Genomic DNA, 26,419 nt, shown 5'->3' on the forward strand with positions numbered 1-26,419 from the left:
TTCAAACGGTCCGTCAAAGTATAAAGGGTGTTGTTAGATCATGCTGCTTGCGTCCACTATGTGGTTCCCGGACAACAACCGTTGGTTGCTGCCCTGGAACACCGAATCCTTGCCCCTTGTCCAGGGGGCGGGTTCACAATTTACCGCACTGCCGGCACCCCTCACGCGAGGTGGTTTCGGGACGTGTTGTAACCATTGTTTTCCCCTCCCACCCTTGGTGGGTGCGGGTAGAAGGGTTACGGCGGTCATAGCGTGGGGGAAACGCCCGGTCCCATTCCGAACCCGGAAGCTAAGACCCACAGCGCCGATGGTACTGCATCCGGGAGGATGTGGGAGAGTAGGTCACCGCCGGACAATATTTAGTACAGAGGGTCAGGTCCCGCACCATTGGTGCGGGGCCTGACCTGTTTAACCGGCCTGACCTGTTTAACCGGCCTGACCTGTTTAACCGGCCTGACCTGTTTAACCCGCCGAACCTGTTGAGCGCCGCCAGGCAGTTTGGGCCGCCCGCTGCGGCCGCCCGAGCCTAGGCAGCAGGCCGGGCCCCGGTAGGCTGGAAAGCATGAGCCCATCCCTGTTTTCCCACGCCGCCGACCCTGATCCGAAGGACGCGGAGCAAGGCGCGTCCGTTCCGGACGTAGTGTCGGTGCGGCAGATTCCCCGAGACGCAGAAGAAGCGTTCAACGGATTCACGGATTACCTTCACTTATGGTGGCCGGAGGACCTTACGGACTTCGGTGAAGGTACACACGCTGAGTTTGAAGGGGGAGTACTTACCGAGACAGGACCGGACGGCGAAACCGCGGTATGGGCCACGGTACGTACCCGGGAGCCGGACACGTTGCTGGAATTGGACTGGGTGGCTGGCCAGGACCCGCGGATCCCTACGGATGTACGCGTCGACTTCGCTCCGGCGGCTGACGGTTCCACGGTGGTGACGCTCCGCCACTCGGGCATTGACCGGCTACCCGACGGGGCTCAGGAATATGAGCGGCTGCAAAGGGAATGGTCGGAGATCCTGGATCGCTACTCGCGCTTTATGGGGGCGCGGTAGTCTGCTGGCATGTCCCTGGATGCCCTGCACGGCCTCACCCTCAATGGCCCGGACCTGCTGGTTGAAACATCGCCGGAGGTGCTCGCGGCCTATGCCACCGACTGCGGTCCGGTACTGGCCTACGTAGAGCCGTTGGCCGTCGTCTGGCCCACCAGTGTGGAGGGCGTGCAGGAGGTGCTGCGCTGGGCCGCTGCAACGGGCACCGCCGTGGTACCTCGCGGCGCCGGTACCGGAGTCTCAGGCGGAGCACATGCCACAGGCGGATGCATCATCCTCTGCCTGGACCGAATGGACCGCATCTTGGAACTCAATCCCCAGGATGAAGTGGCCATCGTCGAGCCCGGCGTGATCAACGCGGACCTGAATGCGGCGGCGGCGGCCCACGGGCTGATGTACGCGCCGGATCCGGCCAGTTACCTGACCTCAACCATTGGCGGGAATGTGGCCACTAACGCCGGCGGTCTCCGCTGCGCGAAGTACGGGGTTACCCGTGACTCCGTCCTGGCCCTCGACGTCGTTATGGCCGACGGAACGCTCATCAGCACTGGCCAGCGGACCTTCAAGGGAGTCGCCGGCTACGACCTCACCAGCCTCTTCACCGGGTCGGAAGGCACACTGGGCATTATTGTCGGCATCACTGTGCGGCTGCGGTACCTTCCGCTCGAAATCCGAACCATTGCCGCCTTCTTCCCTGATTTCCCGACGGCGGCCGCCGGCGTTTTGGCGGTGGGCACCGCCCGGGTGCAACCGGCCATCATGGAGCTGCTGGACGGTGCCACCCTGACCGCTTTGGATGAAGCCCACGGCAGCGCCCTTCGCGCCCGGGGCGACGCGCTGTTATTGATCCAGACGGATGGCTTCGGGGCCGACGCCGAGGCCGACGTCGTGCGAGGAGTGCTCAGCGATCTGGGTGGAACGGTAAGCACGGAAGGGGCAGCGGAGGCCGAACGGCTGGTGGAACTGCGCAGGCACAGCCGGGGAGACGCGGTGCTGGATCAGGTGCGGGTAGGGGAGGACGTCGCCGTCCCCCGCTCCGCGCTGGTCCGGTATGTCGCGGAGCTGGAACGGATGGCTGGACAGTACCGGGTCAACCTCAAGGTGGTGGCCCATGCCGGAGACGGCAACCTGCACCCCACCTTCTGGGTGCAGGCTGACGACGTCGGCGGACGCGACCGGTTGGACGCCGCACTGGAGGAATCCATCACCGTTGCGCTGGCAATGGGCGGAACCATCACCGGGGAACACGGAGTGGGCCAGTTCAAGCTTCACTGGCTGCCGCAGGAGCAGCGGGCAGAGGTGCTCGAGCTGCAGCGAAGGGTGAAAGCAGTGTTCGATCCAGCAGGCATCCTCAACCCCGGGAAGGCCATCCCCGGTGAGCCGGACTAGTCCAAGCGCATCCAGACGGTGCGGTTAGGCCGGAGCCGCGGACCCTCGAGAGCGTCCGGAGCGCTACCCATCAGCAGCGGCAGATCGGGCAGCTGGACCGGTGCATCCCCCATGTTCATGGCCACCAGCACGCCGTCATTAACAAAGGCGACCAGCCCGTCGTCGTCGTGCTCCGGCCACCACGCCAGCGAACCATCGCCCAGACGCAGTTCCCGGCGAAGGGCGAGGGCATTGCGGTAGAGGTTCAGCGTGGAGTCGGGGTTGCGCTGCTCGATATCCCGGGAACACTTGCCCCAAATAGGCGGCTGCGGCAGCCAGCTCTCTCCGGTGGAACTGAATCCGTAGCTGGGCAGGTTCGCCTTCCACGGCAGGGGAACCCGGTTGCCGTCCCGGCCCACCCGGACGCCTGCGGTGCGGTGGAAGGTGGGGTCTTGGCGGAATTCATCCGGAAGCAGCGTATGGTCCGGCAGGCCGAGCTCCTCGCCCTGGTAGAGGTAGACGCCGCCGGGCAGGGCCAGCATCAGCAAGGTGGCGGCGCGGGCCCGCGCGAGTCCAAGTTCAAGGTCAGGCTGCTCGTCCCGCGGCCCGAGGCCGTCCCCGGAGCGGGGACCGGCTCCGGTCAGGCCGAAGCGGCTGGTGTGCCGGACGACGTCGTGGTTGGACAGCACCCAGGTTGTGGGTGCCCCGACGCGGTCGAAGGCCTGCAGGGAGGACTCGATGACGTGCCGCAGTGCCGGCGCATGCCAGGGGTGGTGAAGGTAGGCGAAGTTGAACGTCTGGTGCATTTCGTCGGGCCGGACCCAGTCGCTGAGCCGCTCGATCGGGTCGATGGTCGCTTCGGCGCAGAGCACCCGGTCACCGTCGTAGGAGTCCAGGATTTTCCGCCAGGACCGGAAGATGTCGTGGATGCCGGGCTGGCCGAACATGGGTGCGTCGGATCCGGGGTATCCGTCGGAGGAGGAACCGTCCGCGCGTCCGCCCCAATCCGGGAGCCCGGATTTCTTGATCAGTGCGTGGGCGACATCCACGCGGAACCCGCCGACGCCGCGGTCCAGCCAGAACCGCAGGATCTTCTCGAATTCGGCGTGCACGGCGGGGCTGTCCCAGTTGAAGTCCGGCTGGGAGGTGTCGAAGAGGTGCAGGTACCACTGTCCGGGGGTGCCGTCGGGTTCGGTGATGCGGGTCCAGGCGGGGCCGCCAAAGTGGGACTGCCAGTTGTTGGGCGGATTTTGCCCGTGGTCTCCGGTGCCGTCGCGGAAGATGAAGAGGTCCCGCTCCGGGGAACCGGCGGGGGAGGCCAAGGCTTTTTGGAAGAGGGGGTGCTGGTCGGAGCAGTGGTTGGGGACCAGGTCCACGATGATGCGGATGTTGTGGCGGGAGGCTTCGGCGACGAGGGCGTCGAAGTCCTCCATGGTGCCGAAGAGGGGATCCACGGAGCAGTAGTCGGCGACGTCGTAGCCGGCGTCTTTCTGCGGGGAGCGGTAGAAGGGGGAGAGCCAAATGGCGTCGATGTCGAGTTCGGACAGGGCGGGGATCTCGGCGGTGATGCCGGGCAGGTCCCCCACTCCGTCTCCACGCAGGTCGCGGAACGAACGCGGGTAGATCTGGTAGATCACCGATGACCGCCACCACTCACGGCCGGCGGGAGGCTCATGGACGGGGACCAGCCGAGTCAGGCTGGAAGCGGTAGTCAGCTGTTCAACCATTCAGGGCGTCATCCTTCGCGCAGATTTTTTGACGTTACAGTTCCATTTAACGACTCCGGCTTCCGCTGAGTTAGCAATGGTCGTGCAGATCACAGGAGATCTACGACACGCTTTTCAGTAGGCGGGGGCGCCTGCTGTCCGTTCCGGGAATGGATGGTACGTCTCAGCTTGAATGTATAGGATTGGCGTAGGTCACACAGACTTTGCGTAGTCGGATGGATGTCGAATGGACGCCGTTGCGACCACGCTAACCACTTCATCTTCAGGGGGAATACCGCGTGTCAGAGAACCGACCAGAATGGCAGCCCGGCGGCGACCCGGCAGCAGGAAACGATAGTGCTTCGGATAGCGGCCAGTATGCCCCGCCCCCGTCGGCGCCGTCCGCCTACCCCGGGTCCCAGCAGAGTGAAACCGGAAACACCGCGTATCCGTCCTACGGCCAGCAGCCGGAAGTGCCTGCGTACGGCCAGCAGCCTGCCTACCCGGGTTCCGGCCAGGAAGCGCCGGCCTACAGCCAGCAGCCTGGTTACCTGGCGTACGGGCAGGATGCCTACCCCCAGCCGCGGCCGAACCCCGGCCAGGCCATGGGCATTGCCGGCCTCATCACGTCCTTCTTCTTCTCCGTGGTGGGCCTGGTGCTGAGCATTGTGGGGCTGAACCAGTCACGCAAGGTAGGGATGGGCAACACTCCCGCTGTAATCGGCATTATTGTCGGCGGGCTGGGGACCCTCTTCGGGATCCTTTTCTTCATTCTCATCATGGTCGGGATCGCGGCCGACAGCGGCTCCAGCTACTGACCCGCACCACGCACCTCCGAGGAGCCCCGGCCCTAGGCCGGGGCTCCTCCTGCGTCCAGGATCTCCATAGTCCGGGTATCGGTGCTGAGCAGGATCGCAGCTTCGTCACGCCGGTGGCGAAGGATGGTATCCATGTACGACTGCACCGCCTCGGCCATGGGCACGTTGCGGTTGGCATTTTCAGACATGTACCAGCGGTGCTCCAGGACTTCGTGCACCACCTCGGCAGCCTCGAGCTTGCTGCCCAGATCCCGCGGCACGGCCTTGACTATCGGTTCGAAGACCTGCGTGACCCACAGATGGGCGCTGAGCTCTTCGTCGAGTTCCGGATGGTTCGTCACCCGGTAGGAGTCCAAGTCATTAAGCAGCCGGCGGGCCTGGTTTTCCTGGGCATCGATGCCGGTCAGGCGCAGCAGCCGGCGTTGGTGATGGCCGGCGTCGACCACCTTGGGCTGCAACTGGACCTGCGTCCCGTCGGGGGTGGTGCTGATGCTGAGCTCGTCGACGTCGAAGCCCAGGTCATTAAGGCGCCGGATGCGTGCATCCACACGCCAGCGATCAGCCATGCCGAAGGACTCCCGTTCGGTCAGCTCGGCCCAGAGCCGGCGGTAACTGTCCATGATGCGTTCGCTGGTGGCCAGCGGATCCACGGACTCTTCGACCAGGCCGCCCTCGGCCAGATCCATCAGTTCCCCGGCGATGTTGACCCGGGCGATCTCCAGATCGTATTCGCGCTGCCCGTTGGACAATTCGGGGTAGAGCTCCCCGGTTTCCGCATCCACCAGGTAGGCGGCGAAGGCCCCGGCATCGCGGCGGAAGAGTGTGTTGGAAAGGGAGACATCGCCCCAGTAGAAGCCGGCCAGGTGCAGGCGGACCAACAAGAGCGCCTGGGCATCGATCAGCCGCGTCAGCGTGACTTCACGCAGGGTCTGGGAGAAGACGGCACGGTAGGGAAGGGAGAAGCGCAGGTGCCGGGTGACCAGTACCGGCTGCAGCTCTTCCCCGGCTGGATCCATGCGGCCGGTGATGACCGCCACCGGAGCCACCGCGGGGACGTTCAGGCGACGAAGCTTGCGCAGCATGTGGTATTCCTGCCGCGCCACGTGTTCGCTGGTTTCCTTGATGGCAATGAGGGAATCGCCCAGCCGTGCGAAGCGGACAACGTGACGGGAAATTCCGCGGGGGAGTGCCGCCAGGTTCTCCTTGGGCCATTCCTCCAGCGGAATGTGCCAGGGCAGGTCCAACAGGGCCGGGTCCATGGACGCAGCCGTGATGTTCAGCGACCCCAGCGTGTTGATCCGGTTGGTCGAGGAGCGTGTGGTGCGGGGCAGCTTGCCGGTCTGCTCCCAGTCCGTGGGTTCGTTCTGCCAGTTGGCAGGTACGGAATCTGTCATAGGCGAAAGCCCTTACGTCTCAGCATGCATTAACGAAAAAGCGGTGGCTCCCCACCTCAAGAGTTTAGTTGAGCAGGGGAGCCACCGCATGTCGTTCCGGCCGGGTTAAGCCTGTTCGGCCAGCCGTTCCCCGTTGGAGGTATCGAAGAGGTGCACGTGGCCCTTCTGCGGGCGGACGTGGAGAGTATCGCCCTTCAATGGAGGACGCCGGCCGTCAACGCGGACCACCATGTCATGGTCCTTGCCGTCGATGGTGCTGTGGCCGTAAACGTAGGCATCGGCTCCCAGTTCCTCGACCACGTCCACCTCAACGCGCAGGCCCTCGCCCTCCGGGACGGTTTCCATGTCTTCCGGGCGGACACCCAGAGTCACGGTGTTGCCCGCGGCGGCGCCCAGCACCGAATTCTCCACCGGGTACACGGACCCGCCGAAGGCTACGCCTCCGTCCACCACCGGGAGCTCGAGCAGGTTCATCGCCGGGGAACCGATGAATCCGGCGACGAAAACGTTCCGGGGGTGGTCATAGAGGTTGCGCGGGGTATCGACCTGCTGCAGGACGCCGTCCTTGAGTACGGCCACGCGGTCACCCATGGTCATGGCTTCCACCTGGTCGTGGGTGACGTACACCGTGGTGACGCCGAGCCGCCGGGTCAGTGACGCAATCTGGGTACGGGTCTGCACACGCAGCTTGGCGTCCAGGTTGGAGAGCGGTTCATCCATCAGGAAGACCTGCGGGTTACGCACAATTGCGCGGCCCATGGCAACGCGCTGGCGCTGACCGCCGGAGAGTGCCTTCGGCTTCCGGTCCAGGAAGTCTTCGAGGTCCAGCAGCTTCGCGGCCTCGCGGACGCGTTCCATGCGCTCTTCCTTGCCGATGCCGGCGATCTTCAGGGCGAAGCCCATGTTGTCCGCCACGGACATGTGCGGGTACAGCGCGTAGTTCTGGAAAACCATGGCGATGTCGCGGTCCTTGGGCGGAACGTCGGTGACGTCGCGGTCACCGATGAGGATCCGTCCGGAATTGACGTCTTCAAGCCCTGCGAGCATCCGCAGCGAGGTGGATTTTCCGCAGCCCGAGGGGCCGACGAGAACCAGGAATTCGCCGTCGGCGATTTCGAGGCTGAGATTGTCTACCGCTGGGCGTTCCGTCCCCGGGTAGACGCGTGTTGCCTGGTCAAACGTTACCGTTGCCATGGTGTTTCCCTTCACGGGCAGGTACGTGCCCGACGATCCGTAGTGAATGGAGAGCTATGTAGTTGAGTTGATTGCTGTTGGCAGGCCTTCTCCGACCTGTGACGCAGCTCACGGGGACAGTATTGCACACGTTGTCCAGCTGCGAACGTCCGGCCCGTGCGGGTTGTTATCCGGCGACGGCGGTGGCGCGCAGCCTTGCAAGTTCTGCGAGTACCGCAGTGAATTCCTCGGGGGAGGCGACCCGGTATGCGGCAGCCGTGCTCCCGTCGCCGACCTTGATCGAGACGTCGCCGGCCTGCAAAGCCGCGAAACCGCGTTCGTCGGTGACATCGTCGCCGGCGAACAGCACCGCCGTTGCGCCTGTCAGTTCCCGCAGGGCGCGGATGCCTTCGCCCTTGTTGGTGTGGACGACGGAGGCCTCCAGGACGGATTTGCCGTCGGTGACCTGAACGCCGTCGAGCAGGCTCAGTTCCCTCCGTGCCTCCTCAGTGGCGGCGGCAGCAGTGGCCGGTTCGGAGACGCTGCGGGTGTGGAGGACGACGCCGGCCGGCTTGTGTTCCAGCCGGCAGCCCGGGTGCCGGGCGACCACGGATTCCACCGCTGTGCGGGCGCTGGCCAGCAGCTGGGCCTGCTCGGGGGTCAGCTGCAGCGGCTCCTGATTGGGACCGGTCCAGGTCTCGGCGCCGTGGCTGCCGATCAGCAGGGTTTCGGGATCCGGGGAGGCGACGGTGCGCAGGCTGTCGAGCGCCCGCCCGGAGATGAACGCGGTGACGGTGTCCCGGAGGGAAGCGAGGGCCCGGACAGCGGCCACCGATCCGTCCAGCGGGCGGGCATCCTCGGCATGTTCCACCAACGGGGCGAGCACACCGTCGAAGTCCAGCGCCACCAGGAGTTTCCCAGTGCCGGCCACGGACTCCAGCGCCGCCTGCAGCTCAGCGTCCAGTGAACTCATGACTACTCCCGGTCCTGATTCTCGGTCTGTTCCCGGTCCTGGTCCTGTTCGAGTGCCTCGAGGAAGTTCTGGGACCACCGTTCGACGTCGTTCTGCAGCACCTGCCGGCGCATCAGGCGCATACGCCGGCTGGCTTCCCGGGCCGGCATGTTTACCGCGGTGAGGATGGCGGCCTTCAGCCCGTCGATGTCATGCGGGTTGACCAGCACGGCCTGGCGCAGCTGGTCCGCGGCGCCGGTGAACTCGGAGAGCACCAGGGTGCCCGTATTGCCGGTCCGGGCGGCGACGTATTCCTTCGCAACCAGGTTCATGCCGTCGCGCAGCGCGGTCACGAGCATAACGTCAGCGGCAAGGTAGAGCGCCACCATTTCCTCCACCGGATAGCTGTGGTGCAGGTAGCGCAGCGCGGTGTTGGAAATGGTGTCGAAGCTGCCGCTGATCCGGCCGACGGTGCCTTCCACTTCTTCGCGCAGCAGCCGGTACTGTTCCACGCGCTCGCGGGAGGGGCTGGCCACCTGGATCATGGCGGCGTTTTCCACCGTGATGCGGCCGTCTTCGAGGAGTTCGCCGTAGGCCTTGAGCCGGTGGCTGATGCCCTTGGTGTAGTCCAGCCGGTCAACGCCCAGCAGCACCGTGTCCGGATTGCCCAGTTCGCGGCGGATTTGCTTGGAGCGTTCAATGACGTCTTCGCGCTGCGCCAGCTCGGCGATCTGGCTGGCATCGATGGAGATGGGGAACGCCTCGGCGCGGGAAACGTAGGACAGTCCGTCTTCCGTGGTGACGTTCACCTGCTGCTGGCGGATGGTGTAGCCGGCGAAGCGGCGTACGCAGCGCAGGAAGTTGCTTGCATCGGACGGGCGCTGGAACCCGATCAGGTCCGCCCCGAGCAGACCCTCGATGATGTTCCGGCGCCAGGGCAGCTGGGCGAAGATTTCCAGCGGCGGGAAGGGAATGTGGTTGAAGAAACCGATCTTCAGGTCGGGCCGGGCCTGGCGCAGCAGCTGGGGGACCAGCTGCAGCTGGTAGTCCTGGACCCAGACCGTGGCGCCCTTCGCGGCCACGGAAGCGGCGGCGTCGGCGAACCGGCGGTTCACGGTGCGGTAGGCATCCCACCAGGTGCGGTGGAATTCCGGGGCGGCAATCACATCGTGATAGAGCGGCCACAGCGTCGCGTTGGAGAAGCCCTCGTAATACAGTTCCACTTCGTCGGTGCTCAGCGGCACCGGCTTCAGATACATGTTGTCGTGGTCGAAGGGTTCCACTTCTTCGTCCGGGGAACCGGGCCAGCCCACCCACGCGCCGTCGGCCTTTGCCATCACGGGAGCGAGGGCCGTGACCAGCCCGCCGGGTGAGCGCCGCCAGGTTTCGCCGTCGGGTCCACTAACGCGGTCAACCGGAAGCCGGTTGGACACGACGATGAAATCGAAGTCGCCGTAGCTGTCCGGAGCGTCTTCCTTGGAACTCGGATCCGCGTCAGCGTTCACGAATGGCACCCCTTTTTAGATTGGTCGTATATTGCCACTCTAGCGAAGCGGGGAAACTTTGTACCGCCCGCGGGCGTTGGTCGAAGGGTGGTGGGCGCCGTTCCCCCTACACTGGTGATGAGCTGAGCGGCCCCGGAAACGGAGCCGGCGTTGAGAGACATGAGGAATTATGACTGACCGGAACCCCAAGCCGACCAAGGCGGAACGCACTGCTGCTGCCCGCGAGCAGGCCCGCGCACTGCGCGAGGCCCAGCAGAAGAAGGAACGGCGCAACCGTCTCCTGGTGATCTGGGGTGTTGTGGTGGCCATCGTTGCGGTGATCGCGATTGTGGCCGTAATTGTGGTGAACAGCATGGGCAAGGACATTGCGAACACCGGTACTTCGCCGGCCAATGCCAATGAGTACGGCGGGTTTACGCTGACCTCGACCACCGCGCTGGAGCCCACGGAAACCTTCGACTTCGACACGGAAACGCTGCCGGCCGCACCGGAGGAAGCCGCCGAGGAGACGCCGATTCCGCCGGGGGTTGAAGCTGCGCCAGAGGGTGAGCCGGTCCAGGTGGTGGAGTACGTGGACATCAACTGCGTGCACTGCGCAGACTTCGCCGCTACCTACGACGATCAGATCTCCCAGTGGCTGGATGCGGGCGAAATCACATACGAATACCGCACCGTGGCATTCCTGGACCGCAACTCCACCTCCAACTACTCCTCCCGCGGCGCCAACGCGGCGGCGTGCGTGGCAGACCAGAGCCCCGAGTCCTACTGGGACTTCATGAAGGCCATCTTCGCCCAGCACGCCTCCGGTGAAGTGAAGAACGCAGAACTGGTGGACATGGCTGAGTCCGTGGGCGCCGATACCGAGGGCATGGAAGACTGCATCGACGACGGAACCTACCGTCCGTTCGTGAAGTACGCGGACCAGCTGGCCCGGGTGGACGGCATCAACGGCACCCCGACGGCCTTCGTCAACGGCGAGGAAGCGGACCTGAACACCTTCGTGGAAACGGTCCAAGGCGCCATCGACGCCAACAAGTAAGCCGGGGCGAGTCCGGCGCCTGTTCCCCGTGAAACCTTTCCGGTTTCACGGGGGCGGGCGCTCTGGGCTAATCTTGTCTAGCGCTGTTGTTCGCACCCGTTTGTTCGGGCGGACGACGGCGGCGTGACCGGCTGGGACTTTCTAGCCCGCCGGCCACGCCCCCTTAGCTCAGTTGGCCAGAGCACCTGTCTTGTAAACAGGGGGTCGCCGGTTCGAATCCGGCAGGGGGCTCCGACAAACCCCTCCTGATCAGGCATTACGCCTGATCAGGAGGGGTTTTTTATGCAGCGGTTGCAGCCGAGGACGCTCTGGCAGCGGCTTTGCTACGGGGGAATCAGAAGTGCTCAGGAAATGGCTCAATGACTGGCGGTTCACGCGGGTCCTGACAATCGTCGCGCCTGTCGCCATGACCGTCTGGTTCTTCGGCGGGGCGCCTGGCCCGGCCGCCGGTTTCTTTGCGCTGGGTGCGGTCTACGGGGTCCTTCTGTTCAGGGTGGTTTCGCTGTCCGTACGCGCCGATATGGTGATGCGCGTAGCCTTTAACCTGATCTTCATCATGATGCTCTCCGTGGAAGATACCCTTGGCATGCCCATGGCGGGCCCGGGACTCATGGGCTTCACGGCCGGCGCCATCGCCGGCGGACACTGGTGGTCCGGGAAGAGGTCCGGAACCGTAATCAGGCGCAAGCGGGAGCGTACCGCCGACGGCGGCTACACGGGCGGGTGGCAGCTGGCGCTGATCAACGCAGCCTCCGCAGCCGTGCTGCTCGGTGCGCCTACAGCCATGCTCCTTGACGGTGTCACGGTGCAGATCCTCGCCGTGTCCCTGGTCATCGGTTTCCTCGGCGGGTGGGCGTTGGTCCGCTTTGTGAAGTCGTCCCAGGCCCAGTTCATAACCCTCATCGCCATGTTCTTCGCCCTCATACCTGCACTGATCCTGGCCGGATCCTTTGGCTACGGAGACGCCGTATTCACCGGGCTGTTCGGCTTCCTTGCAGGCAGGCTGATCGGCGGCAGGTACTGGTGGGGTCCGCGATTCGGCGCGCCGCGCCCTCCGTTCGCCGGCAAAACCAAGCGGCGGCGAAAGAGGAAGCGGAAGGCGAAGGCAACTCCCTCAAAGAACCCCGTCCAAACGCCGAGAGTAACGGCATAGCGAATTCGGGCCTACGCCGCAGCGGGCTGTTGACCTTGTCGATCAGGTAGTCAAAAGCCGATCCGGTTCGTGGGTGGCGCCCATGCCGTGGTGATGGGGAAGGGCCGTCGTCGTCAGCGGTGGCCTGGCCCGGTCAGACCCTGGTCAGGCCACCTCGCCGACCACCCATAAGATAAAAAGCAGAGTCAGTGCGCACGCGTTAGGAGTCTCCAATGGTCATGCCCCGGAACCTGTTCCTCGTCCGTCACGGACAAAGTGAAGCGAACGTAATGCAAAGGGCAGCCAAGGCCGGGGACCCGAGCCTCTACACCGAAGAGACGATGACCGTCCCGGACCGTTCGTGGCGGCTCACGGAACTCGGGGTCCAGCAGGCCAAGGTCGCCGGCGCATGGATCGCCCGGCAGAATATCGAATTCGACCGTGCCATGGTCTCCGTCTACACCCGGACCCGCGAGACCGCCGCGCACCTCGGGCTGGATGTGCGCTGGGAAGAGAACCGGGTCATCCGCGAGCGTTCCTGGGGCGAGATTGGATCCATGTCGAAGCAGGACTTCGCGCAGAAGTACTCGCAGAACGCCGCCTACCGCGAAAGCGATCCGCTGTACTGGGCTCCGCCCGCCGGTGAATCCATTGCCAATGTCGCCGAAAACCGGGTGCGGAACATCCTGAGCACCCTGCACCGCGAAAACGCCCGCGACAACGTCCTCCTGGTGACCCACGGTGAATTCATGTGGGCCACGCGCCTGGTGCTGGAGCGCTGGAGCGACGAAGAGTTCCTGGAACGGGACGCGGACAAAGAGCAGATGATCCACAACTGCACCGTCCTGCAGTACACCAGCACCGATCCGGCCAACCGGAACAACATCCGCGAAAAGCTCAACTGGGTCCGCCGCTGCTGGCCGGTTCAGGTCGACGGCGAATGGACCATGTTCGTCGGCGACTGGGAAGAGTTCGACCGGAAGTACTTCACCAGGGAGGATCTCCTGGAGCGGGCCGAAGCAAACCGGCATTTCCTTGAGGGAGCTTTCGGGAGCTGAGCAGGTCCAACCGGCTTCCGCCCCGTAAATTCATTTATCTGCAATACTCGCCGCATGGGTGCATGGGGGAGCGGCATTTTTGCCAATGACACGGCGGCGGACATTCGCGGGGAGTACCGCGAACATCTCGAGGACCAGATTCCGGACGAGGAAGCGACGCGCCTAGTCATCGAATCGTTCGGTTATCTGCTGCGAGAGGACAACGCTGCCGAGTTGTGGGTGGCGCTCGCGGCGGCGCAGTCCCAGGTGGGCAGGCTCGACGACGAGGTGAAAGCCGCCGCGCTTGATGTGATCGATCAGGGCAGCCGCCTCGAGGAGTGGGAGGAAGCGGGTCCGGACGAACTGGCCGAACGTGTGGCGGCCCTCCAGGAACTGCGGGACCAGCTCACCGGGCCGCAACCGGCCCGAATGAAGCTCCGCCGGCCGTGGCGCCATGAGGAAACCGAACTCGTGGCCGGCGACATCCTGAGCTACACGGACGCAGAGGGGCGCATGGCACTGTTCCGCGTTGCCGGAATTCGGCGGGCAAGAGTCGGCGACATGCCGTGCCTCGAATGGCTGGACTGGACCGGGCGAAGCGCGCCCGGTACCTGGGGGCTTGCCCGGTTGAAACCGATCCAGGCCCCCGCGCATCACGGTATGCCCCAAGTCCCCGTCATTTACCACGTGACCCGGTTCCAGAAAAAGGACCCTGACTGGCGGGCCTGCGGCTTCGCCCACGTGACATGCCTGCCGAACTGGCCGGCCAACGACATGGCCTACGCGACGTTCTACTCCGGCTGGAGCGCGCTGAGCCTGAGCGCAGAGAACCATTTGGCCGGCAGGGAGCAGGCGGGCCAAATACCGGGCCCGCTCCGATAACCCGTCCTCCGGATGCTGCCCTAGCACCAGCGCAAAAAGGCGGCGCCTCCCATCGGGGAGGCACCGCCTTCACTGCACTGCAGAGGTGGCTAGTAGGCCTGGTTGAGCGCTTTATGCTGCCGGTACTGGCTCATTTCTTTGAAATACGCCGGCGACGGCTTGCGGTACACCATCACCGTGGCCACGACCAGTGCCAGGATTCCCCACCAGCCCAGCAGGTTTGTTCCAGTGAACAGGGACAGCACTGAAAGACCGGTGTAGACGGCAAGCAGGATCCGCGCCCAGTTATGGCCCTTGCGGATGAAGATGGCGGCTACCAGAGTGAAAGCGAGGCAGATGACGCCCAGCGCCACCAACAAGACGACGCCTTCGGCAGTGACCGTGTTGCCGTCCGCGTTCGCTATGAAGATGCCCGCGGGGACACTCAGCACGGTCAGGGCCACAGTGACCATCAGCAGCACGAAAGCTGAATCAACCTGCTTCGGCCGCTTCGGCGCGACCCCCGCTGCTGCAGGCCCGGGCACGCCCGGGGCTCCGGGATAGGCATAGGAATTGTAACTGTTGGCGTTGTTGGTGCCCTGCGGCACTTGTTCGGACATGCTTCCCCCATAAAGCCGGCTGAGTCCGCGGCGGATGCGCCGCAGTACCTGCCAGCATAGTCTGACGTCGGCGGCGAACGAACTCGCCGAAGGATGAACGGGAAAGGGCCCTGCATCTGGCAAATGGCTCAGACGCAGGGCCCTTGGACGGACGGGGTAAGTGGTCAGCCCACCATTTCCGCCAGCGCCGAATACGAGGACTGCGCACCCTCGCGGGTAGCTGCCAGGGCGCCGGCGCGCGCCGCAAACTCGGCGGCCTGGACCAGCGAATCGCCGGCGGCAAGCCGCGCAGCAGTGCCGGCGGTGAACGCATCCCCGCACCCGGTGGTGTCCACCGCGGTTACCCGGGTGGGAGCGACTGCAACAACACGGTCCGCACCGGCAGCGGTGCCGTCCAGTACGACGGCGCCCTCGCCGCCGAGGGTGATGATGGTACGGCGCACACCCAGGCGGGCCAGGGAAGCGATGACCCGTTCCCAGTCCGACGCCGGATCGGCCAGTCCCGTGACCAGCGCCGCTTCGTGGGCATTGAGCAGCAGGACATCGGTCAGGGCCAGCAGTTCGGCGGGAACCTCCCGGTACGGCGAGAGATTCAGCAGCACCTGCGCACCGGCGTCGTGCCCGACCTGTGCCGCGGCGGTCGCCGCTTCGAGCGGCACCTCCAGGCTCAGGCAGAGCACTGCGGCGTCGTCGAACAGGTCCGCCGGGAGCTCGGCGCCGGTGACCGTGCCGTTGGCACCGGGGGAGACGATGATGGTGTTCTCCCCGGCTGCATCCACCACGATCATGGCTGTGCCCGTCGCGGTGCCGGTGCGGCGCAGGACGCGGGAGGCGTCTACGCCGGCTCCCGCAGCCGCCTCGAGCAGCAGATCCCCGTGCCCGTCGGCCCCCACGGCGCCGAAGAGCCGCACCTCGGCACCCAGCAGGGCAGCGGCAGCGGCCTGGTTGGCACTCTTGCCGCCCGGGACAATGACCAGTTCCGAACCGGTCAGGGTTTCCCCGGGGGAGGGGAAACGGTCGGTGCGGACGGTCAGGTCGGCATTAAGCGAGCCGACAACTACAACTTTTCCGGCGGACATGCAGGGATTCTCCTTGGGTGGCGTGCGGGGTCAGCGGTGGTCGGTCTCGGCCTCGGCGGCGTCAACCTCGGCGTCGGCGGGCCTCGGGATGAGGAAGGACGTGGCCAGGGCCAGCGCCAGGATGACCAGACCGGCAATGATACCGGCGTAGTACCCGGTGGAGCCGGCGCCGTCGGCCGGGGTGGCCGCCGTCTTCACCGCGTAGATCACGGCGAAGCTCAGGCCCGCGCCCAGATTGAAGGCACCGGCGTTGAGGCCGGGCAGGAAGCCGGGGTTCTCCCGAGGGGAGAGCACGATACCCAGTCCGTTGAGCATGATGTTGCTGATGCCGGCATAGGTGATGCCGATCAGCACGGACACGCCCAGCAGCCCCAGCCGGGAGTCGCTGCCGACCATCAGGAGCATCAGGGCCAGGGTGATGACGGAACCGACCAGGCCGATCCGCAGCACCTTGCCGTAACCCCAGCTGGCGGCCAGCCGGCCGGCGAGGGGGCCCAGGAGCAGGCCCGCAAGGGCGTACGGCGTAAGGGTCCACCAGGCGGACTCCTCGGCGCCCATGCCGAAACCGACGACGCCGTCCTGCGCCAGGGCCGGGATGATGCCGTTGATGACGGCAAACACTCCGGTCATGGTCAGCAGTGTGGTCAGGAGCAGGGCCCAGGTGGAGCGCTGCTTCAGCAGGTAGGTTGCCACGAGCGGTTGCTCGGTGCGGTTCTCCACCTTCCAGAACGCCACGAAGGCGAGAATGCCGATGACGATCAGGGCGATTACCAGCGGCCAGTTGGCGTCCGCCAGCTTGCCCGCTTCGTTGAACGCGGTCAGCAGCGTGCCCACGGAGATGACCAGCGGAACAACGCCCACCCAGTCCATCTTTTCCTTCTTCTCGGCCCGGGATTCGGGGGCCAGGAAGAAGAGCAGGGCCGTGGCGACCGCACCGACAATGGCCATGGCCCAGAAGACTGAGGCGAACCCGTGGTTTTCCGCGAGGTAGCCGCCGGCGACGGCGTCGACCCCGGCAATGCCGCCGTTGACGGCGGTGATGACGCCCATCAGGGTGCCGTACAGCTTGGGGTCGCGGATCTCCACGCGCAGCATGATCAGCGTCAGCGGAACAACCGGTCCCGAAACGCCCTGGATCAGTCGGGCGATGAAGAGAACCTCAATGCTCGGGGCCAGGGCGGCGACCACGGAGCCGATGGTCAGGACCACCAGCATGCCGGTCAGGACCTTCTTGCGGCCGATGATGTCGCCCAAGCGAGGCAGGAACAGGGAGAACAGCGCGGCGGCGGTGAAGAACGCGGTCTGCGTCAGTCCGACTGCCGCCGAGGTGGTTTCCAGTTCCTCCTCGATGCTGACCAATGCGGGGGAGAGCATGGAGGCGTTGAGCTGGAACGCCACGCAGGCGGCCAGCAGGGCGGCCATTAGTGCGCCGACGTTTACCCGCCGGCGGGCGGTTTCAGTCACGAGTGCACCTCGATTTTGGCTCGGCCGGCGGTCGGTTCAGCAGCCGCCGGATCAGCGGTGACAGCAGGCTTCGGGATCAGGAAAGACGAGGCCAGGGCCAAGCCCAGAATGACCGCGCCGGCAATGATGCCGCCGTAGTAGCCTTCGGTCCCGGATCCGTCCGTAACGGTGGTGGCGGTCTTGGCCGCGTAGATCACGGCGAAGCTCAGGCCGGCGCCCAGGTTGAACGCGCCGGCGTTGAGGCCGGGCAGGAAGCCGGGGTTTTCCTTGGGGGAAAGCATGACGCCCAGGCCGCTGAGCATGACGTTGCCGATGCCGGCGTAGGTGATGCCAACCAGGATGGAAATGGCCAGCAGTCCCAGCCGGGAATCGCTGCCGACAACAGGGAGCATCAGGGCCAGGGCGATGACCGAGCCGATAGTGCCGATCCGCAGCACCTTGGCGTAACCCCAGCTGCCTGCCAGCCGCCCGGCAAACGGGCCCACGACGAGGCCCGCGAGGGCGTACGGAGTGATGGTCCACCAGGCGGACTCTTCGGCGCCCATCCCGAAGCCCACGGCACCGTCCTGTGCCAGGGCCGGGATGATGCCGTTCATGACGGCGAAGACGCCGGTCATGGTCAGCACGGTGGTCAGGAGCAGGGCCCAGGTGGAGCGCTGCTTCAACAGGTAGGTGGCGATCAGCGGCTGTTCGGTGCGGTTTTCGACCTTCCAGAACACCGTGAACGCGATGACGGCAATGACGATCAGGCCGATGACCAGCGGCCAGTTGGCCTCCGCCAACTTGCCTGCCTCGTTGAAGGCGGTCAGCAGGGTGCCGACCGAGATGACCAGCGGCACAACGCCCACCCAGTCCATCTTTTCCTTCTTCTCGGCCCGGGACTCCGGTACGACGGCGATGACGAGGGCGGCGGCGATGACGCCGACGACGGCCATGGACCAGAAGATTGACGCGAAGCCGTGGTTCTGCGCCAGATAGCCGCCGGCAATGGCATCAACGCCGGCGATGCCGCCGTTGACTGCGGCAATGACACCCATCAGGGTGCCGTAAAGCTTGGGGTCGCGGATCTCCACGCGCAGCATGATCATGGACAGCGCAACGGTGGGTCCGGAGACGCCCTGGATCAGGCGGGCCAGGAACAGTACCTCGATGCTCGGTGCGAGGGCGGCGATCACGGAGCCGATGGTCAGGACCACCAGCATGCCGGTGAGGACCTTCTTGCGGCCGACGATGTCGCCGAGTCGGGGCAGGAACAGGGAGAACAAGGCGGCTGCGGTGAAGAATGCGGTCTGGGTCAGGGCGACGGCAGCCGGAGTGGTGTCCAGCTCCTGCTCGATGGTGAACAGGGCGGGGGAGAGCATGGAGGCGTTGAGCTGGAACGCCACGCAGGCGGCCAGCAGTGCCGCCATTAGTGCGCCGACGCTTACCCGCCGGCGGGCGGTTTCACTCACAGGTCAACCTCGCCAATGCGCTGAAGTGCGTCGACAACCAGGTCCCAGAATTTCCGGTGGTCCAGGTCGACGGCTACGGATGTGTTGCAGTCAGCGGGAGCCGGTGCGCGGAAGTCCGCCACAGTCATGCCCAGCGTCAGGGTGCCGGTCAGTTCCACGTCCAGCGGCACGCGCCGGGTGGTCATGACGGAGGGATCGATGACGTAGGCGACGGCGCACGGGTCATGCACGGGCGGGAAGTCGAAGCCCTGGGCGTCCTTGTACGCCTCGCCGAAGAACTCGAGCAGTTCGCCGACGAACTTGGCCGGCTTGGTGCCGACGGCGGCGATGCGCTCGGCCACTTCGTCGGTGGCCAGTGCCTGGTGGGTGAGGTCCAGGCCGACCATGGTCAGCGGCCACTTCTCGTTGAAGACGATGTGTGCAGCTTCGGGGTCGATCTTGATATTGAACTCGGCCACGGCGGACCAGTTGCCCACGTGGTAGCCGCCGCCCATCAGGACAACTTCCTTGACCCGTTCGGCGATGCGCGGTTCCTTGCGCACGGCCATGGCGATGTTGGTCAGGCCTGCGGTGGGGACAAGGGTGACGGTGTTCGGCTCATGTGCCATGACCGTGTCGATGATCAGGTCCACCGCGTGGCGGGGATCCAGTTCGAGGGTCGGCTCGGGCAACTCGGGGCCGTCCATGCCGGAGTCGCCGTGGATGTCCGGGGCGTTTTCGATGGTTCGGACCAGGGGCCGGTCGCAGCCGGCGGCGAAGGGAATGCCTGTGATATTTGCGACACGGGCAATTGCCAGTGCGTTACGTGTCACCTTCTCCAGGGTCTGGTTTCCGACGACGGTGGTCACCGCCAGAAGGTCGATCTCCGGGCTGCCGTGTGCCAGCAGCAGGGCGACCGCATCATCATGCCCGGGATCGCAATCCAGGATGATTTTGTGGGGCATTACGTCTCCGCTTCGTTGAGGTTCTAGCTCCGGGACCGCGGTTCCGGCATTTCGGCGCCCACTTCCGGTACTCCTGCAGCGGCCCGCGGCGGTGCGGACATGGGGGAGTGCCCATCAGGCACCGGAATTAACGATATCGACGTATTGCGGACCACTCCGCCGTGGCTTCTGCCACGCCCCTGGCGGAGCGCCGGCCCAATTTGCCATCTGCCCGCCTGGAAATTATGCTTTCCGCCGCTCTTTCGCGGGCGAGGCGGGGCGGTGGGCTCCCGCCTCCCCATTCAGCTTGCCCGAACGGCACGGTACCCGCCAGACAGGTGCAGCGATTCGGGTTGCATGCGCCGCCTATCCGCGGACCCCATGCGGGAAGTTGGGGCAGCCGCCCCGCCCGCGAAGGGCGGGGCGGCCGTGCGTTCTTACCACCGGACCTTTCGCTCCCGAGGGCCTTGCTTCGTGGTCGCGCGGGTGGGCTTGTGGCCCTTGCCGAGACTCTGCCAGCCGGGCAGGGCGGTCTCCGGAGCGGAGGCAAGCTGCTGTGCGCTCGCCTCGCTCAGCCGCGCTTCGGCCGCCGGAGCGAGATGGATTTGGACCGGCGGCAGTACGGGCTGTTCGGGTTCGGGCTTTTTAGGTGCACGCATGGTGTTCTCCAATGGCTCTTGGCCGTTGAGGTTATGTCAGGGAAACCGTCCGGGCATGCGGAACGCACACCGGTTCTACCGGGAGGCTTTGCGGGGCAGACGGACGGGCTCGGAGGCAGCGCCTCAACAAGCTCTAATGGATGGTGTCTGCGGTGGGTTTCGAGCGCGCAGCGCTACTCGAATATCAGTGTTCCCATGCGGAGACCATAACAGTGCGCCCGTCCGGGGGATAGCCCTTTCCCTAAGAACCCGATGCATTCTGACGCATTAACGACGACGGCACCTGGAGCCGGTGCCGCCGCCGCGCGGTTGAGCGAAGGGGGCTGGTGCCGGGGCGGACAATCCAGCAGGTGCGCAACCGAACGTAGGCTTGAACCGTGAACACTCTTACGCTTCCGGACCGCACTTGGGCCGAGACCGCCATCCGCCGCATCGAGGCCGAGGGGGCACGCTCGGCGGACACGCACCTGTTCCAGGTTCCGGTCCCGGCCGGCTGGTCCGTGCAGATCTACCTGAAGGACGAGTCCACCCACCGCACCGGCAGCCTCAAGCACCGGCTGGCCCGCTCCCTCTTCCTCTTCGGCCTGGTCAACGGCTGGATCACCGAGGGCACCACCATCGTGGAGGCTTCCAGCGGTTCCACCGCTGTCTCGGAGGCTTACTTCGCCCAACTACTGGGACTGCCGTTTGTGGCCGTGATGCCGCAGAGCACCAGTGCGGAGAAGATCCGGCTGATCGAGCACTACGGCGGGCGCTGCCACTTCGTCGAGGAGCCTTCCGAGGTATACGCCGCCGCGGAGGCCGTCGCGGCCAGCACCGGCGGGCACTACATGGACCAGTTCACGTACGCAGAACGCGCCACTGACTGGCGGGGCAACAACAATATTGCCGAGTCGATCTTTTCCCAGATGGCCCAGGAGGACCACCCGCTGCCGGACTGGATAGTGGTGGGTGCCGGTACCGGCGGGACAAGTGCAACGATCGGCCGCTATATCCGTTATCACCGGTATCCCACCCGCCTGGCCGTGGTGGATCCGGAGAACTCCGCGTTTTTCCCCGCCTGGCAGAACCCGGGGGAGCCCGCGGCCGGAAGGCCTTCCCGGATTGAAGGTATTGGCCGGCCCCGGCCGGAACCCAGCTTCGTCCCGGCGGTAATCGACCACATGATCCAGGTCCCGGATGCCGCATCCGTGGCTGCCTCGCGGCACCTGAGGCGGCTCACCGGGCTGCATGCCGGCCCCTCCACCGGCACCAATCTCTGGGGTGTCTGGCAGTTGGCCGCCGCCATGGAAGCGGACGGCCGTTCCGGAAGCATCGTCTCGCTTGTGTGCGACTCGGGGGACCGGTACACCGCATCCTACGGCGACGACGCCTGGCTGGAGTCCCGCGGCCTGAACCCGGCCCGGGCCACAGCAGTGCTTGAGGAACTGTTCCGGACCGGACGGTGGCCTGAAGGCTGATCCGCTGCACGCCGGCCCCGCCGGGGAGCGGCAGGCACCGCTCCTCGATCGTTACTAAGAATTGTTGACAATCATGTTTACCAAAAATACCGTGTGTGTGACCTAGCTAACTTTTTACACGGAAACCGGGGAATGACAATGAAGCCAATTCTTAGGATGCTCGCCGCCTCCACCGCGGTCCTGGCTCTTGCCGCCTGCGGCTCGGGGTCGCCCAGCGGGGAGGCCGAAGATACCGGCGAGGCCGGTGGCGGGGATCTCACCCAGGTGACGGTCGGAGTCATTCCCATCGTCGACGTGGCACCGATCTACCTCGGCGTCCAGGAGGGCTTCTTCGAAGAGGAAGGCCTGGAGCTGGAACTGCAGCCGGCCCAGGGCGGCGCGGCCATTGTTCCGGGCGTCATGAGCGGGAGCATGGACTTCGGCTTCAGCAACATTTCCTCGATGCTGGTGGCCAAGTCCAAGGGCCTGGATGTGCAGGTGGTGACCGCCGGAGCGGCGTCGACAGGCGAGGACGGCGCCGATTTCGGCGGCATCCTGGTTAACCCGGATGCCGGGATCGAGACGGCGGCGGACCTTGCGGGCAAGAAGGTGGCCGTGAACACGCTCAACAACATCAATGACACCACCGTCCGCGCGGCCGTGCGCAAGGCAGGCGGCGACCCGTCGGGCATCGAGTTCGTTGAGCTGGCCTTCCCCGATATGCAGGCTGCCCTGGAACGCGGCCAGGTGGACGCCATCCAGGTGGTGGAGCCCTTCCTGACGGGCGGGCAGAATGCCGGGTCCACTCCGATCGCTTCCAACTACGTGGATACCGCGGAGGACCTGACCGTCGCCGGCTACTTCACGACGTCGGCGAAGGCTGAGGATGATGCCGAAACAGTGGAGAAATTCACGGCGGCCATGAACAAGTCCCTGGAATACGCGGAGGAGAACCCGGACGCTGTCCGCGAGGTCCTGCTCACCTACACGAAGATCGACGCAGAGACGGCGAAGGCACTCACCCTGCCCAGCTTCACCACGGAGATCAACCGTGCCGGCGTGGAAACGCTTGCGGAGCTTTCGCTCAGTGACGGTTTGATCAGTGAAGAGCCGAAGCTGGATGAGTTGCTGCCGTAATGAGTACTGACGTGCTGAAACCCGGCCGGGCTGCGCAGCCACGCGCAGCCCGGCCGGGTGCGCGCCGCCCCGTGCCGAAGCCGGTGCTGGGCCTGGCCGGGGTCCTTGGCTTCCTGCTGATCTGGGAACTGGTTCCAAGGCTTGGCCTGGTCCAGCCCCGCTTCCTGCCCCCTGCCTCGGAAGTCATCCTCGCCCTCGCCCGGGACTTCGGGCTGACTGCCTTCTGGGTGGCCGTGGGGCACACCCTGATGGCCTGGGCCATCGGCCTGGCAGCCGCCGTCGTCGCCGCCGGCATCCTGGGCCTGGTGATCGGCATGAGTCCGTTCCTGCGCCGCTTTACCAACTCCACCATCGAGTTCCTGCGCCCGGTTCCGTCGGTGGCGCTGATCCCGCTGGCCGTGCTGCTGTTCGGCGTCAAAATCGAATCTTCTTTGATGCTGATCATCTATGCCTGCTTCTGGCAGGTGCTGATCCAGGTGCTTTACGGGGTGGCCGACGTCGACAATGTGGCAACGCAGACGGCACAGTCCTACGGCTTCTCCAAGCTGCAGCGGATCCGGCACGTGGTGTTTCCCACCGTGCTGCCGTACCTGATGACGGGCATCCGCCTGGCGGCCTCCGTGGCGCTGATCCTGGCCATCACCGCCGAGCTGATCATCGGCTCTCCCGGGCTCGGGCGTGAAATTGCGGACGCCCAATCCGGCGGTGCCATCTCCGGCATGTATGCCCTGGTGCTGGCCACCGGCCTGCTGGGCGTGGCGATCAATATCGTGATGCGCCAGGCGGAGCAGCGACTGTTGTCCTGGCACCCGTCCGTCCGCGGAGAGGTGGTGCTGTGAAGACGCTCAAGAGCCTTGCCTACGTGGTTGCGCTGCCCCTGCTGCTGGTGCTCCTGTGGTGGGCTTCCACCCGCGGCGAACCGAACTTCTTCGTGCCCACCCCCTCCGCCCTGGTGGATGTCTTCGGTCCCACCTGGTTTGAGGGACGGATCACCGGGGATGTCCTGCCGTCGCTGGGAAGGCTGCTCGCCGGGCTCGCCATCGCGATCATCCTGGGCATCGTCGTCGGGCTGCTGGTGGGCCTGAACCGGACGCTGCGGGCGCTCACCGAACCCGTGTTCGAGTTCTTCCGTGCCCTGCCGCCTCCGGTGCTGGTTCCGGTGCTGATCCTGCTGGTGGGCCTGAATGACGGCATGAAGGTTGCCGTGATTGTGGTCGGCTGCATCTGGCCGGTGCTGTTGAACACCATCGAAGGGGTGCGCTCCATTGATCCGGTACAGAACGAAACGACCCGTTCCTACGGCATCTCCGGGTTGAACCGGATCCGCTACCAGGTGCTGCCCTCTGCCGCACCGACGATCATGGCCGGTATCCGGCAGTCGCTGTCCATTGGCCTGATCCTTATGGTCATTTCGGAAATGTTCGGTTCCTCCTCGGGGCTGGGCTTCACTATCCTGCAGTTCCAGCGGTCCTTCGCCATCCCGGAAATGTGGTCCGGCATCCTGGTGCTCGGCCTGATCGGCCTGGCCCTGTCCCTGATCTTCCAATGGTGCGAACGGCGCGTGCTGCGCTGGTACCACGGCCTTAAAGAGGTAGAAAATGCAGCCTGACGCCATCTCCGCAAAAACCACTCCGGCGCCGGAGGGCACCGCACCGTCCGGGCGCACCCTGCCCGAGGGGGAGGCGCTGCTTTCGGTCCGCGGGCTGAAAAAGGTCTACTCCACCGACGGCGGCCCCATCGAAGCCGTCCGCAACCTCACCTTCGACCTGGGCCACGGCGAGCTGGCCTGCCTGGTCGGTCCCTCCGGTTCCGGCAAGACCACTCTGCTCAAGTGCATTGCGGGGCTGCTCGGAGCCACCGAGGGCGAAGTGCTGCTCGACGGTAAGAAGGTGACGGCGCCGCCCAAGAAAATGGCTGTGGTGTTCCAGGAGTACGGCCGCTCCCTGTTTCCCTGGCTGCGGGTCGCGGACAACGTGGAGCTGCCCCTGAAAAACGCCGGCGTGCCCAAGGCGGAACGCCGGCAGCGGGTTGCCGACGCGCTGGAAGCGGTGGGACTGGAGCACGTGCCCAAGTCCTACCCCTGGCAGCTGTCGGGAGGCATGCAGCAGCGCGTGGCCATCGCCCGTGCCGTGGCGTACCAGCCGGAGGTGCTGCTGATGGACGAGCCGTTTGCCGCCGTCGACGCCCAGACCCGTGCCGATCTGGAGGACCTTACCCGGCGGCTGTGGAAGGACCTGGGCATGACCATCCTGTTCGTCACGCACGACATCGACGAATCCGTGTACCTCGGTGAACGCGTCATCATCCTGTCCTCCTCGCCCACCGTGGTGCAGGAGGACATCCTGATCGATCTCCCGGAGGACCGCGACCAGCTGGAGACCCGTGGGATGCCGCGCTTCACCGAGCTGCGCCACCACGTCTACGAGCAGATCCAGCTCGCCAAGAAGGGCCACCGGCCGGACGCGGCGCGCTGATTCCGGCAGAATGAACGACGGCGGCCCCTCCCGCGAAGGAGGGGCCGCCGTCGTTATACCGGGGTCAGTCGGCGGGAAGCTCCACCGGGGGAGTGCCGTGGGTATGGAAGGTGTCGATGGTCTTCATGCCCCAGGCCTGGCCCTTGGCACGCTCGGCCTCGGTCCATTCGATGGTCTTCCAGTCCGGCGCCAGGATCAGGCGGGCACCGGCGTTGCAGAATTCGATCCGGTTGCCGCCGGGCTCATACACGTACAGGAAAAAGGTCTGCTGGATGGCGTGCTTGTGCGGCCCGGTTTCGATGTGGATGCCGTTTTCCAGGAAGATGTCCGCAGCCTTGAGGATGTCTTCGCGGGTGTCGGTGGCGAACGCGACGTGGTGCAGCCGGCCGCTGCTGCCGGTCCAGTCACCGCTGTACACCAGGTCGTAGGACTTGTTGGAGAAGGTAAACCACTGGCCGGAAAGCCGGCCGTTGTCCAGCCGGATCTGTTCGGTGGGCTTGCCGCCCAGCACCTCTTCCACAAACCGGCCGTTCTCGGCAACGTCTGCGCCGAGGAAGTTGACGTGGTCCAGCCGGCGGGCGTTCACGCCGCGGCCCGGGAAGCGGTCCGCCTGGTTCTTCAGGGCCGGCCGGGACTCCTCGGTGGGGACGTGCCATTGGCTCTCGAAATAGATGTCCATCGGATGCCCGTCCGGATCCGTGAAGGCGTAGGTCTTGCCCATGCCCGGACCGCCGTCGTGCCAGCCGACTCCGCGTCCTGCCGCCTCGATGGCCGCGACGCGGCGCTGCAGCGCCTCTTCGCTGGCGGCACGCAGGCCCAGTCGTCCGACGCCGGAGGTCTCATGGGCGGTGAGTTTGATGGTGTGGTGTTCGTAGTCATCCCACGCATGCAGGTAGGCGGAATCGCCCTCTCGAGCGACTTCGCGCATGGCCAGCAGTTCGGTGAAGAACCAGAGGCTCTTGTCGAAATCCGGGGTATAGAGTTCCACGAAGCCCAAATGGGCCACGTCGCGAAAAGCATCAGGCATTGCGGTTTCCTTTGCGGTCTGCTCAAACGGCACGGGCTTCGTTGCCGGCCTGCCGGTCCCGAAGCAGTGCTGAGAGTCAATCAGCGGCCCCGGGTATTGTCAACAATTTC

The 26,419-nt window shown here is 65.4% G+C and carries 24 protein-coding genes, 1 tRNA gene and 1 rRNA gene; 14 read left to right on the forward strand and 12 right to left on the reverse strand.

Annotated features, from left to right (window positions below; genetic code table 11):
* The first annotated feature begins 237 nt into the window (after nt 1-237).
* The 3 genes from rrf to LJ760_RS10935 all read left to right on the forward strand — a co-directional run bounded on the left by rrf (nt 238) and on the right by LJ760_RS10935 (nt 2,440).
* A 5S ribosomal RNA gene (gene rrf / locus LJ760_RS10925) occupies nt 238-354 on the forward strand.
* Nucleotides 355-562: 208 nt separating this feature from the next.
* Nucleotides 563-1,054, forward strand: coding sequence for an SRPBCC domain-containing protein (locus LJ760_RS10930; RefSeq protein ID WP_227922822.1), 492 nt, complete (start codon nt 563-565; stop codon nt 1,052-1,054).
* Between the two features lie 9 nt (nt 1,055-1,063).
* Nucleotides 1,064-2,440: an FAD-binding oxidoreductase gene (locus LJ760_RS10935; protein ID WP_227922824.1), complete on the forward strand. Its 1,377-nt coding sequence runs from the start codon at nt 1,064-1,066 to the stop codon at nt 2,438-2,440.
* On the opposite strand, the gene LJ760_RS10940 is transcribed toward LJ760_RS10935, so the two are convergent.
* Nucleotides 2,437-4,146, reverse strand: a complete 1,710-nt coding sequence (locus tag LJ760_RS10940; protein ID WP_227922826.1) for a glycoside hydrolase family 13 protein — start codon at nt 4,144-4,146, stop codon at nt 2,437-2,439. The two genes, LJ760_RS10935 and LJ760_RS10940, sit on opposite strands and share 4 nt — an antisense overlap.
* Before the next feature lie 278 nt (nt 4,147-4,424).
* On the opposite strand from LJ760_RS10940, the gene LJ760_RS10945 reads away from it, so the two are divergent.
* Nucleotides 4,425-4,943: a DUF4190 domain-containing protein gene (locus LJ760_RS10945; protein ID WP_227922828.1), complete on the forward strand. Its 519-nt coding sequence runs from the start codon at nt 4,425-4,427 to the stop codon at nt 4,941-4,943.
* A 32-nt stretch (nt 4,944-4,975) separates the two neighbouring features.
* On the opposite strand, the gene LJ760_RS10950 is transcribed toward LJ760_RS10945, so the two are convergent.
* The 4 genes from LJ760_RS10950 to LJ760_RS10965 all read right to left on the reverse strand — a co-directional run bounded on the left by LJ760_RS10950 (nt 4,976) and on the right by LJ760_RS10965 (nt 9,967).
* Nucleotides 4,976-6,337, reverse strand: coding sequence for a DUF4032 domain-containing protein (locus tag LJ760_RS10950; protein ID WP_227922831.1), 1,362 nt, complete (start codon nt 6,335-6,337; stop codon nt 4,976-4,978).
* A 105-nt stretch (nt 6,338-6,442) separates the two neighbouring features.
* The gene (locus LJ760_RS10955) at nt 6,443-7,531 is read right to left on the reverse strand and encodes an ABC transporter ATP-binding protein (RefSeq protein WP_227922833.1); all 1,089 of its coding nucleotides are present in this window, start codon (nt 7,529-7,531) and stop codon (nt 6,443-6,445) included.
* Between the two features lie 166 nt (nt 7,532-7,697).
* Nucleotides 7,698-8,483 (reverse strand): trehalose-phosphatase, encoded by a 786-nt coding sequence (gene otsB, locus LJ760_RS10960; RefSeq protein ID WP_227922835.1) that lies wholly within the window; start codon nt 8,481-8,483, stop codon nt 7,698-7,700.
* Nucleotides 8,484-8,485: 2 nt separating this feature from the next.
* Nucleotides 8,486-9,967, reverse strand: a complete 1,482-nt coding sequence (locus tag LJ760_RS10965) for an alpha,alpha-trehalose-phosphate synthase (UDP-forming) (RefSeq protein ID WP_227922837.1) — start codon at nt 9,965-9,967, stop codon at nt 8,486-8,488.
* A 169-nt stretch (nt 9,968-10,136) separates the two neighbouring features.
* Between LJ760_RS10965 and LJ760_RS10970 the strand changes: the two genes are divergently transcribed.
* The 5 genes from LJ760_RS10970 (at nt 10,137) to LJ760_RS10990 (ending at nt 14,057) form a co-directional block, all read left to right on the forward strand.
* Nucleotides 10,137-11,006, forward strand: coding sequence for a DsbA family protein (locus LJ760_RS10970; RefSeq protein WP_227922839.1), 870 nt, complete (start codon nt 10,137-10,139; stop codon nt 11,004-11,006).
* Between the two features lie 157 nt (nt 11,007-11,163).
* A tRNA-Thr gene (locus LJ760_RS10975) sits at nt 11,164-11,237 on the forward strand.
* Between the two features lie 109 nt (nt 11,238-11,346).
* Nucleotides 11,347-12,159 (forward strand): hypothetical protein, encoded by an 813-nt coding sequence (locus LJ760_RS10980; protein ID WP_227922841.1) that lies wholly within the window; start codon nt 11,347-11,349, stop codon nt 12,157-12,159.
* Between the two features lie 212 nt (nt 12,160-12,371).
* Nucleotides 12,372-13,196 (forward strand): histidine phosphatase family protein, encoded by an 825-nt coding sequence (locus LJ760_RS10985; protein WP_227922844.1) that lies wholly within the window; start codon nt 12,372-12,374, stop codon nt 13,194-13,196.
* A gap of 54 nt (nt 13,197-13,250) precedes the next feature.
* Entirely contained in the window at nt 13,251-14,057 is an 807-nt protein-coding gene (locus LJ760_RS10990; protein ID WP_227922846.1) for a DUF4259 domain-containing protein, read from the forward strand.
* An 89-nt stretch (nt 14,058-14,146) separates the two neighbouring features.
* Here the strand turns inward: LJ760_RS10990 and LJ760_RS10995 are convergent, their stop codons facing one another.
* The 6 genes from LJ760_RS10995 to LJ760_RS11020 form a co-directional block, all read right to left on the reverse strand.
* On the reverse strand, nt 14,147-14,656 hold the full coding sequence (locus tag LJ760_RS10995) for a hypothetical protein (RefSeq protein WP_227922849.1): 510 nt from the start codon (nt 14,654-14,656) through the stop codon (nt 14,147-14,149).
* Nucleotides 14,657-14,820: 164 nt separating this feature from the next.
* Nucleotides 14,821-15,735, reverse strand: a complete 915-nt coding sequence (locus LJ760_RS11000; RefSeq protein WP_227922851.1) for a ribokinase — start codon at nt 15,733-15,735, stop codon at nt 14,821-14,823.
* Between the two features lie 30 nt (nt 15,736-15,765).
* Nucleotides 15,766-17,199, reverse strand: coding sequence for a uridine transporter UriT (gene uriT / locus LJ760_RS11005; RefSeq protein ID WP_331460718.1), 1,434 nt, complete (start codon nt 17,197-17,199; stop codon nt 15,766-15,768).
* On the reverse strand, nt 17,196-18,650 hold the full coding sequence (gene uriT / locus LJ760_RS11010) for a uridine transporter UriT (RefSeq protein ID WP_260554726.1): 1,455 nt from the start codon (nt 18,648-18,650) through the stop codon (nt 17,196-17,198). Before uriT (LJ760_RS11010) ends, uriT (LJ760_RS11005) begins: the two co-directional genes overlap by 4 nt.
* The gene (gene uriH / locus LJ760_RS11015) at nt 18,647-19,594 is read right to left on the reverse strand and encodes a uridine-preferring nucleoside hydrolase UriH (protein ID WP_227922853.1); all 948 of its coding nucleotides are present in this window, start codon (nt 19,592-19,594) and stop codon (nt 18,647-18,649) included. The genes uriT (LJ760_RS11010) and uriH overlap by 4 nt, the downstream gene beginning before the upstream one ends.
* 416 nt (nt 19,595-20,010) lie before the next feature.
* Entirely contained in the window at nt 20,011-20,232 is a 222-nt protein-coding gene (locus LJ760_RS11020) for a hypothetical protein (protein WP_227922855.1), read from the reverse strand.
* Nucleotides 20,233-20,609: 377 nt separating this feature from the next.
* Between LJ760_RS11020 and LJ760_RS11025 the strand changes: the two genes are divergently transcribed.
* The 5 genes from LJ760_RS11025 to LJ760_RS11045 all read left to right on the forward strand — a co-directional run bounded on the left by LJ760_RS11025 (nt 20,610) and on the right by LJ760_RS11045 (nt 25,282).
* Entirely contained in the window at nt 20,610-21,692 is a 1,083-nt protein-coding gene (locus LJ760_RS11025; RefSeq protein WP_227922858.1) for a PLP-dependent cysteine synthase family protein, read from the forward strand.
* Nucleotides 21,693-21,830: 138 nt separating this feature from the next.
* Nucleotides 21,831-22,808 (forward strand): ABC transporter substrate-binding protein, encoded by a 978-nt coding sequence (locus LJ760_RS11030; RefSeq protein ID WP_227922860.1) that lies wholly within the window; start codon nt 21,831-21,833, stop codon nt 22,806-22,808.
* A complete protein-coding gene (locus tag LJ760_RS11035) occupies nt 22,808-23,647 on the forward strand; it encodes an ABC transporter permease (RefSeq protein WP_227922862.1) in 840 nt (279 codons plus the stop codon). The genes LJ760_RS11030 and LJ760_RS11035 overlap by 1 nt, the downstream gene beginning before the upstream one ends.
* Nucleotides 23,644-24,417 carry an ABC transporter permease gene (locus LJ760_RS11040; RefSeq protein ID WP_227922864.1) on the forward strand — a complete coding sequence of 258 codons (774 nt, stop codon included), beginning with the start codon at nt 23,644-23,646 and terminating at the stop codon, nt 24,415-24,417. The genes LJ760_RS11035 and LJ760_RS11040 overlap by 4 nt, the downstream gene beginning before the upstream one ends.
* Nucleotides 24,407-25,282, forward strand: a complete 876-nt coding sequence (locus LJ760_RS11045; RefSeq protein ID WP_227922867.1) for an ABC transporter ATP-binding protein — start codon at nt 24,407-24,409, stop codon at nt 25,280-25,282. The genes LJ760_RS11040 and LJ760_RS11045 overlap by 11 nt, the downstream gene beginning before the upstream one ends.
* Before the next feature lie 64 nt (nt 25,283-25,346).
* Here LJ760_RS11045 and LJ760_RS11050 read toward each other — a convergent pair whose 3' ends face one another.
* On the reverse strand, nt 25,347-26,309 hold the full coding sequence (locus tag LJ760_RS11050; protein ID WP_227922869.1) for a catechol 2,3-dioxygenase: 963 nt from the start codon (nt 26,307-26,309) through the stop codon (nt 25,347-25,349).
* Nucleotides 26,310-26,419: the final 110 nt, after the last annotated feature.

Origin of the sequence: Arthrobacter sp. zg-Y895 (assembly GCF_020731025.1) — a bacterium.
Classification (GTDB): domain Bacteria; phylum Actinomycetota; class Actinomycetes; order Actinomycetales; family Micrococcaceae; genus Arthrobacter_B.